This is a genomic window from Microvirga massiliensis (assembly GCF_001006805.1).
Lineage (GTDB): Bacteria > Pseudomonadota > Alphaproteobacteria > Rhizobiales > Beijerinckiaceae > Microvirga > Microvirga massiliensis.
Genome location: NZ_LN811371.1, coordinates 18,409 through 25,379, shown reverse-complemented (window position 1 = coordinate 25,379; position 6,971 = coordinate 18,409). Strand labels below are relative to the sequence as shown.

7 protein-coding genes and 1 pseudogene are annotated in these 6,971 nt (G+C 62.3%); 1 reads left to right on the top strand and 7 read right to left on the bottom strand.

Features of this window, described 5'->3' with window-relative positions; genetic code table 11:
* The 6 genes and pseudogenes from BN1233_RS48915 to BN1233_RS39410 all read right to left on the bottom strand — a co-directional run.
* Positions 1 to 994: cache domain-containing protein (locus BN1233_RS48915; protein ID WP_046869149.1), on the bottom strand; the 994-nt coding region annotated here is incomplete at its 3' end.
* 91 nt (positions 995 to 1,085) lie between these two features.
* Positions 1,086 to 1,784, bottom strand: coding sequence for an HAD family hydrolase (locus tag BN1233_RS39430; protein ID WP_046869148.1), 699 nt, complete (start codon positions 1,782 to 1,784; stop codon positions 1,086 to 1,088).
* Positions 1,785 to 1,999: 215 nt separating this feature from the next.
* Entirely contained in the window at positions 2,000 to 2,491 is a 492-nt protein-coding gene (locus tag BN1233_RS39425) for a Ros/MucR family transcriptional regulator (RefSeq protein ID WP_046869192.1), read from the bottom strand.
* 965 nt (positions 2,492 to 3,456) lie between these two features.
* Positions 3,457 to 3,987: a hypothetical protein gene (locus BN1233_RS39420; protein WP_046869147.1), complete on the bottom strand. Its 531-nt coding sequence runs from the start codon at positions 3,985 to 3,987 to the stop codon at positions 3,457 to 3,459.
* Positions 3,988 to 4,262: 275 nt separating this feature from the next.
* Positions 4,263 to 4,612: pseudogene (locus BN1233_RS45630) on the bottom strand (DUF1349 domain-containing protein); the annotation flags it as partial.
* 310 nt (positions 4,613 to 4,922) lie between these two features.
* Positions 4,923 to 5,444, bottom strand: a complete 522-nt coding sequence (locus BN1233_RS39410) for a MerR family transcriptional regulator (RefSeq protein ID WP_046869146.1) — start codon at positions 5,442 to 5,444, stop codon at positions 4,923 to 4,925.
* A gap of 506 nt (positions 5,445 to 5,950) precedes the next feature.
* Between BN1233_RS39410 and BN1233_RS47930 the strand changes: the two genes are divergently transcribed.
* Positions 5,951 to 6,100: a hypothetical protein gene (locus BN1233_RS47930; RefSeq protein WP_154678351.1), complete on the top strand. Its 150-nt coding sequence runs from the start codon at positions 5,951 to 5,953 to the stop codon at positions 6,098 to 6,100.
* A gap of 239 nt (positions 6,101 to 6,339) precedes the next feature.
* Here the strand turns inward: BN1233_RS47930 and BN1233_RS39405 are convergent.
* On the bottom strand, positions 6,340 to 6,971 hold a 632-nt coding region (locus BN1233_RS39405; RefSeq protein WP_046869145.1), incomplete at its 5' end, for a transposase.

Genomic DNA, 6,971 nt, shown 5'->3' with positions numbered 1-6,971 from the left:
CCAATGAGGTGCGCGGGAAGTCGATCTCCTCCATGTCACGCATGGCAGCAGCCTTCACCTGCAAGACCTGGATGGCCTTGGTAATGCGTTGCCCCATGACAAAGGCCAGGATGGTGGCGAGGAGCAGGGAGACGAAGGCCAGGAGAGACCCGAACACGAGGATGTTCTGGCGCGGAGCTTGATAGACTTCCGGCAGTGCCGAGATGCCGATCAACCAGCCGGTGCTCGCCATGCGGTGGTAGGCTCCGATGACCTTGGTGCCCTCCAGGGTATAGACATCCCGCCAGAGGCCTCCATGTCCCGGCGGTACATCCTTGGTGATCTCCCAGCCCCGGCGCGCCATCGGCTGACCGACCCAGTCCTCATGGCGCAGAGACCGAGCCAGGATGGTTCCGCCCCTGTCGTTGATTGCCGTAACCCAGCCTTCCGGCACGTCAGCGAGGAGTTTCTGGAGGTGGGCAGCCGGAACCCCGATGGTCAGAGCGTAGTGGACCTCGCCTGTGACCGCAGGCACGCGCACGGGCACTGAGAGCGTCACGGCCCATTGCTGGGTGATCGGTGCCCAGATCAGGTTCGATGTGAAGGGTTTCCCCTCGTCGAAGATCACCGGGTCACCTCGGCCCGGAAAGGCCGGCAGCCGCTCTCCCTGGGGCACGGCGGTGTTGAGAACCTGCTGACCGTTCCGCTCCCGGACGACGAACCAGATATCAGCCGGTATTCTCATCTGCTCCAGCCGGGCGCGAAAGCCCTCCAGATCGCCTCCGAGGATGCTCGGGTCCACGGAGAGCACGTTCAGCATCGCCCGATAAGCTTCCAGCCGGTTGTCGATTTCCGCTACGACCTGACCCGCCTCCCTCTCGGCCAAGCTCTCGATGCGGCTCTGTTCCTGCCGGATGTAAGCCCAGCCGATAAGGCCGCTCATGAGGAGGATCGGAAGGGCAAGCGCCAGAGCATATAGGAACAGGTGCCCGGTGATCGAACCGATGCGCAGCATGAATTACCGTTTTTCAAATGGCCACACGTGGCATAGACTGGCGTATCTTCCGGAACGATCTGAAACTGTCAGAAAGGGCGAGTGTATTCCGCTACGCAGACCTGATGTCGAGAAGCGCCCGCAGGTTGGGAGCCGTCCAGTGGAAGGGACCGTCCTCCATCTCCACGGTCTCGTGCTCCCAGGTGATCTGATACGGAACGTGGACGGCCTGCACGCCCGCCGCAATCACCGGAAGTACATCCGAGCGTAACGAGTTGCCCACCATCAGGAACTCGTCCAGGTCGACGCCATACCGGGCCAGCAGCCGCTCATAGGTGGCCTGATCCTCCTCGGAGACGATCTCGATGCGCTCGAACGGCGGAGCCAGACCGGAGCGCGCAATCTTGCTCTCCTGACCGAACAGGTCTCCCTTCGAAATCAGCCATAACGCGTGATCGCGGGCGCAAAGCGTCTCCAGCACCTCCCATGCCCCCTGAATCACTTCGACCGGATGCTCGATCATGGTGCGGCCAAAGGGGAGGATCGTCTGGATGTCCTCGGCGGGAATGCGCCGATCCGTCACCTCGATCGCGGTCTCGGCCGTCGAGAGCACGAAGCCTTTGATGCCGTAGCCATAGACTGCGAGATTGCGCCGCTCGGTGTCGAACTGGCGGGCATGCATGAGGCGCTCGGGGAGATCTACGTGCCGGGTCAGGAGCGCGCAGAAGCGGTTCTGCGTCATCGAGAACAGGGTCTCGTTTTGCCAGAGCGTATCATCTCCATCGAAGGCGATGACGCGGGACAAGACCATCTCTCACCTCCCTTCTGACATCGAGGATGACCGCTCCTGCCGGGTCGGATGCTCCCCGTCGAAATGGCCCTGGAAGATCTCGCTGTCCTGCTACGCCGTGAGCCCTAACGCGCGGAGGCGCTATGGACAGCGATCCGGCCGTCGTCCGATGCTCGGCACAAGTGCCGGAGTATGAGCCCGCCTGCCTGTGCCGTTGGAGGGTCGCAGCGGAAATCTTACCGAACCTTCTTGCGCACGGGTTTCTTCACAGCCGGAGCGGTGATCTTCGGGGAAGGGGCAGCCGATTTCACTGCCACTTTGTTCTTGCGGCCGAGCCCGCTGTTCTTCGCGAGTTCGGAGCGCTGCGCGGCATAGCTCGGCGCTACCATGGGGTAGTCGGCCGGGAGGCCCCACTTCTCCCGATACTGCTGGGACGTCAGGCCCAGCCGGGTGAGGTGGCGCTTCAACGACTTGTAGGGCCTGCCGTCTTCCAGGCTGATCAGGAAGTCCACCGTGATCGACTTCTTCACTGGAACCGCAGGCGTGGGCTTTGGCTCACCGACCTCGGCCGGGCTGGCAACCTTTTGGAGTGCCGCATGGACACTGCCGATCAGCGCAGGCAGATCAGTCCTTGGAACCGGATTGCTGCTGACGAACGACGATACGATCTCGGCTGCAAGCGCGATAGCGCTTCGATGGGAGACTGCCTGATCGGTCACGGTAGTCATCCTGTAGGTCATGGCTTCTCACGACAGGTCCGACGCCGCCGACCTGTAGAAGTATCTTGTGAGACGTGAGCAGCTACAGGGACGTGTTTGGCAATTGCAAGGACACGTGGTGACGACTTCATGACCCTCCTCGGCCCGAGACAAAGCCGCAGCGTCAGAGAGCCCGCCAGGATTGGACCAGTCTGCCTCTGCCAGAAAGTATCCGGGCTCATCCTTAGTAGTACGTCGTCCCTATTACCTGAGCGCGAATTCGGAGTCGCTGCGTAGACCGGCTGTGAGGGTACGCTTTGGGCTTGGCGCTCCCGCCTGATGCTTTCTGTCAAGCTAGTCTGAAGTGATCGCCTAGATATTGGCATAACTGTGCTCCGGATCGCCGCACTTCGATCCGAATCGAGACTCACCTTTCGCAACAGAATGCAAGGAAGGTCGCCGATGATGCGCGGCGGCGGACTTGCTGGAGAAGCTTCTATTCGGTCCGACACGGAACTGCTGCGAGCAATTCGTGACGATCGTCGTGACGTATACGAGGTTATCCTGCAACGCCCGCCACCCCACCACATCCGTGCTGTCTTATCGCGCCTCGGTCGTGAGTGGTCGATCGGCGAAGTGAAAGGCCGGTCGTGCCGGCTGGGTGGACGTAGCACCTGATTGGCGATCGGCCGTCGCGCAGGAACAATCCTTCGGGCGATGGACACGAGCTAAGTGCTCCACAAGTCCCCGAGAGGCCACACTGGCTTCATGGCGGACGAATACGTCGCCAGATGGCTCTCCGATCAGGTAGCGCTCAGCCAGACCCGCGTGGTGTTCCCTTCACAGTTCGACCCTCCATTCGAGCACAACGACCAGAGGGCAGTTTGAAGACAGGAACTGAAAGCCACAGCCCGTCATTCTCCTCACTAGCGGGAACTCATCCGGAAGTGGCTTCACGGCTGGAGAGTCAGCAAGGCGGCCCTGGCGACTGCCGCCTAGTCCTCGCCCTTCACCGCGCAACGATAAGCGATCTTGGCGAACTCCTCGAAGGGCAGGTCAGTGCCACTGTCCGTTACCAGCATCCTGCAAATCGCGCAGGTGATCCTGATGGGAATGAGCGACCAGTTCCGCAGAAGGGCATCGAAGTTGTTCTTGGCGACGTTGGGAGCCTCGTGGATCCGCTCTTCGAAAAATCCGACGAGCTGGGCCGAGCGGCTCCCGAGATCTTGCCAACAGTATGCCAGAACCTCGGCGAGTGACCAGCATTCCCACAATTGGGCCGTTCCGGGCGCCTCCACCGCCTCGAGGAAGGCATCGAGAATGAGATTTGCTTTCCTCGCTCGATCCGGACCGCTCTCTTTCTGGCTGAGGAGTAGGGCTGCCCACCGCCCCAGGACCCTTGCGGGTGCCGCGCCGGACTCGCGAAGGGCGGCAACTTCATCGGCAAACGTGCGATAATCCAACGGATCGCGGGAAGCTCTCTCGACGACATACCACCCGAGTGAATGGGACTCTTCCTCCGGCATCTTCGTGCTCCGCGTCCTCGCGAACGATAAAGTACCGGCCCGGTTTGGGCCAGGAAGCGGGTCAGCCTCACAATTGGCAGAGGCGTGGTTCAAACCAATTCCCCTGCTGGGGAGGCGGCGAAGCGGACCGATGCTCGCGCGGTGCTCGCAACCAGAGCCCGGAGCGGAAGCGGTATCCCGTCAGAGCCTCACTCGCGGAGACGGGCCGTGCCGCTTGGGCTTTCAGCTCCTGACTTCGAATCCACTTCCAACCGGATGTGGCGCCGAACTGCAGCTCAGGAGAGGTCGTGGAGCGCACGCCCGCTCGGTGGTGCAACCGTGAAGTCGGAGAACAAGACGTCCAGACCAGTCCGCTCGGGCGTGCAACACATGGGTCCAACCGAGTATCGCTCTGCTACCGGAAACGGACAGAGCCGCATCAAGGGCCAGCGTTGGCCGTCGGCCGAGGCCTGGAGCCGCAGGGTTCGACCGTCACCCTGATCCAGAAATCAGCCGCGTCGCCCCGGAACGGTCCGGTGGCCCAGTCGAACTGCCCGGTGGTGAGAACGCTGCCCAGCAGGGCCTCACCGTCCGCCAGTTCGATCCCCGCCTTGAGCCAGGTCGTCTCGTCGATCCGCACCATGAGGCGCTCGGGCCGCGAGAGATCTCTATCGACGAGGCAGCGGGGCCGGCGCTCGCCTTCACATCATCTGGATCGCAAGCCGCGGGTTCGAGCCGTCCCGCGTTGGCCGGCAAGCCGCCTCTTTCGCAGCAGCTATTCGGCAATCTCTTTGGCGGAGCCGCGGCAGGTTCGCCATAGTCTGCGCCCGCAGATACCAATCACCTGCTACGCGGTCCTGGTTCTGGATCCGGAGACATCCAAACGATCTGCGCCGGCCTGACGAGGGGAGGGCGCGATGCGGCGATCGTTCCTTCACCGACGGCGAGCCCGTAGATCAGGGCGCCGCTTTCAGCAAATCCTGATCGACCTCATTGGAGGCCATCGCATCCGGAACCGGCGCGGTCTCCTCTACTTCAGGTCCCGCGTCTAAAGGCTCTGTTCGTTCGACCGGGAACCACACCCCGGCTTCAGACCGGAGCAAGCCATTGCGCCGAAGATTGCTCAGCGTCCCTGCCAGCGTGCTCTGCTTCTGGTCAGGGAACATGTCGCGGATCTGAGGCGTAGGGAGCCCTTCGGGAGCCTGCTGGATCGCGGCCAGGAGTCTACTCCGGAAGGTGTTCGCACGGGGCTTTGGCGGCGCGCCAGGCTCGCGCGTTTTTCGCGGCCTGCCGGGTCCGCGTTTGGCGCTCTCCGGCTCCGGCGGTGGCTTGGTCTCGCCCAGAAGCGCGCTCAGTCCTTCCTTGCCCTTGTGCAGCCGTTCCCGTTCGGCCTCCAGGGCCGCGATCTGCTGGTCGATCTCGGCAAGCCGAGAACGGATGGCAGCCAGCGCTTGGCTCAGCGGCTTCGTATCCAGCATGGACCGCCCCCCTTCGGACGGGCGCCAGATCTAATTCCGTCGAGTGCGGCGCCAACCGACAGGAGCAAGGACATTACGCGTCGCGGCTTGGCTCAACAAATCTCCACTATCGCACCTTGGTCGGGCGCGCCTTGCTACAACGGCCGTGGGGCAGTAGAGGCCAGAGATCTTCCTGGACGCAGGTGCGGGAGGGCCGTGCAGCACACCCGTCATTTCGCTGGTGATCGCGACGCGGACCCGGTTAGGTGATGCAATTGAGCCGGTGATGAAATCCCCCCGCGCTCACAACGCCGCCACACGGCCAAGGTTCCACTGCCCCGGCGTTCAGTGAATTGGCATACCCGACAGTGTGCTCTGCATGAGCACCGGGGCAGCGGTCAGGCTGTCCTGGGTTGTTTTGCATGCGGGTTCCAGCTTTTCGGTCCGAGACTCACGTTGCGTAACGAAGTCGAGCGTTGCTATATGTCGTTCGGCGTTGGGGAGAATGCCACAAGGGGAGAGTTTCCATGGCGTGGTGGGCCATGCTCATCATTCTCGTGCTCGGCGGTTGGACCTATCTGTCGGATGACCCGGTTCCCGTTCTGAGAACGGTTGCAGAACTCGGCGGGGTCCTCGGCCTCTTCACTCTGGTGTGTGCGTCGGAAATCTGGACGTGATGAGATCCTGGTGAGGTACGGCTGGCACATGCTCTTTATCGAGGGCGGCCGCATAATCCTGGGTTCGAACAGTCTATGGGCGGTGCGGGATCGGATAGCCTGCGACCACACCAAAGCTGACCGAAACCGCCAGATGACTGCTCCGAGCCGAGGCCGTGTCAAAACGTGCCTACGCGCAGCTCGTTGGGGATGATGGGGTCCGCAGATTGTTTTGAATGCGCTCTGGCGACTGACTTTGATCAGGCGGCAATGGCCTGCATGAGCCGCTTGACGCCGAGGATGTTGATCATCCGCTTCATGTTGTAGGCGAGAACCTGCAAGCTCATCTCGGTTCGGACCTTGTCGAGGGTCTTGGTGAGGAAGTGGGTGCTGCCCATCCAGGCTTTGAGTGTGCCGAACGGGTGCTCGACGGTCTGGCGACGGATGGTCATAGCCTCGGGCAGGCGATCGAGCCTGGCCTGCATCTGGTCGAGCACGCCTTCGTGCATCCAGCGCTTCACCCGCTTGTGCTTGTCGGTCGTGCACTTGGGTTTCAGGACGCAAGCCCCGCAGCCCGTCCGGTTGCGGTAATGGTCGATCTCGTCCCGACGGTCCGAGCGGATCTTGCCTTTGGTCAGATGCTGGCCGGCCGGACGGGTGTATCGATCGTTCTCGGCATCGTAGAGGAAATCGACACTGGAGAAGAGGCCGCGCTTTGGGTTGCCCGATGTCTGCGTCCTTGGGATCACGGGCAGAATGCCGGTGCCCCCGCAGGCCAGCACCTCGTCACCGTTGTAATAGCCGCGGTCCGCCAGCACGGTCAGGCCATCGCAGCCTGTCGCTTTGAGCGCCTCCTGGCTCATCGCAGTCAGTTGCGAGCGGTCGCTGCCGA